The organism is Actinomyces sp. oral taxon 849 str. F0330 (assembly GCF_000239715.1).
Lineage (GTDB): Bacteria > Actinomycetota > Actinomycetes > Actinomycetales > Actinomycetaceae > Actinomyces > Actinomyces johnsonii.
The window spans coordinates 1-1801 of record NZ_JH470379.1 but is presented as its reverse complement, the minus strand read 5'-3'; the positions used below and the strand labels follow the sequence as shown (position 1 = coordinate 1801).

At 68.2% G+C, this 1801-nt stretch carries 1 pseudogene; it reads right to left on the bottom strand.

The features are described from left to right. Positions 1–360: pseudogene (locus tag HMPREF0975_RS14190) on the bottom strand (IS481 family transposase); the annotation flags it as partial. Positions 361–1801: the final 1441 nt, after the last annotated feature.

Sequence of the window (1801 nt, the reverse complement as noted above, 5' to 3'; positions counted from 1 at the left end):
GCGGGTCTTGGCGCGGTCCGCGGCCAGAGCGGGCGCTGAGCCCCGTCCGTGAGCGCGCCAGCCCCCGCCGTCGGGGATGCGGCCGAGCTTGTTGATGTCGAGATGGACCAGCTCCCCGGGACTGGTCTTCTCATAGCGCACCGGCGGCGGGCGGCGCACCGCCAGCCCGGTGGCCTGATCCACCTCGGTCAGGCGGGGCATGTTGTACCGGGCCAGGATGCGCCCCACAGTGGAGCGTGCCAGGCCCAGGTGGTAGGCGATGCGGTGGGGTCCCCACCGGCGGTTGAGCCTCAAGGCGATGATGCGCCGCTCAGTGCGCCTTGCCAGCCGCCCTGGGCTGTGGTGGGGACGGCAGGAGCGGAGCCTGTTCATTGGTTTGTGTGAGCTCTTGTGGAAGGACTGACACTGATGACTGCTACTGATGATGACAACAGGGCTTCTGCTGGTGGTCGGGATGTGGTCGGCCAGCTGCGCTCGGCTGGGGCTGTGGATGGCTTGTTTGAGCAGAGCTGGTGCCGGGCAGGTGAGCATGACCGGGACTGATGGTCTGCTGCCGGCCCTGCACCAAGGGAGGCCTTGGAGAGGGGCCTGGCCGCTTGGCTTGAGCGAGCACCTGGGCTACGACAGGGGCGGGCCAACCTCCCAGGCTCGTGGTAACGCCAGAAACGGAACCACGTCCAAGACGGTGGACTCGTCAGGATGGGGCCCTTCGAGACCTGTGGTGCCCCGGGACCGGGCCGGGACCTTCACCCCGCGCCCGGGTAGCGCCAAGGGCCAGCGCCGACCGGGGCGGGCTGGATGCGTGTGAATCACCAGGCCTGATGCGCCGGTGGAATTGAGAAGTGCGGGATATCCAGCACCACCTGGCCTCCACGCTCAGCGCGGGCGCTCAGCGTGGGGACCATTTCGAGGACCCGCCGACGCGGCCTGCTGAGGCTGTCGCGCGTGTGGCAGCACGCGTCCGCTGGAGGAGTCCTCTTCCCGGTGGTCTACCACGGGCGCGATCCGGGCCGATGGTCCGCGCCTGTTCACCGGGTCGCCTCCCGCTCGGCTCACATCGCGGTCGGGGCGAGGGATGGACGGGAGTCAAGCACGTGGCTTAAGTATCTGGGCCCGGGGAAGGAGTCTCCTTGAAGGGCGGCTCGTGTGCGCCGAGCTGGCCAACAGGGGCGTCAAGGACGTCCTGATCGTAGAGGGGGCACCTCCCGCACGGGAGCGAAGCGCGCGGGGGAATGTGACGGGCTCACCGGCCTTCCCGAGGCGAACGCAGGCGGTCCTGGCCCCAGGCCACGGTCCCCACCTGCGCAGGTACCACCCGGTTCCGCGCCCCTGGATGCGGTTCGTCTCCTACGGGGACCGCCGCAAGGCCGCGGCCGCTCTCAAGGCCGATCTGCACCGCTCCGAACCAGGAGGCCGCCTGGCAGGCTCTGACCGACTTCTCCGAGTCCGACATGGGGGTCAAGCACCCTTCAGACGGTGACGACCTGGGAGCGGGCCTGGGAGCGATTCACCCCTCTTCCTGGACTCACCGGCCGATGCTCAGGCGTGTCATCTCTCCCCCACTTCGCGGGAGGTACCCCCTCCACCAACAGCATCGAGACTGCGAGCTACCAGCTGCGCAAAGATCACCAATGAACCGCGGCCACTTCCCCTCCGATGAGGCGGTGATCAAGCTGCTGTGGCTGGCGATCTGCGACACCTGTGGACAAGCGAGCCCGAGAACGCGACAAGGAGAAAGGACTGCCAGCATCCAAGCGCAGGGCCAAGGGCAAGCTCGTCGAAGGACAGATCACCACCGACT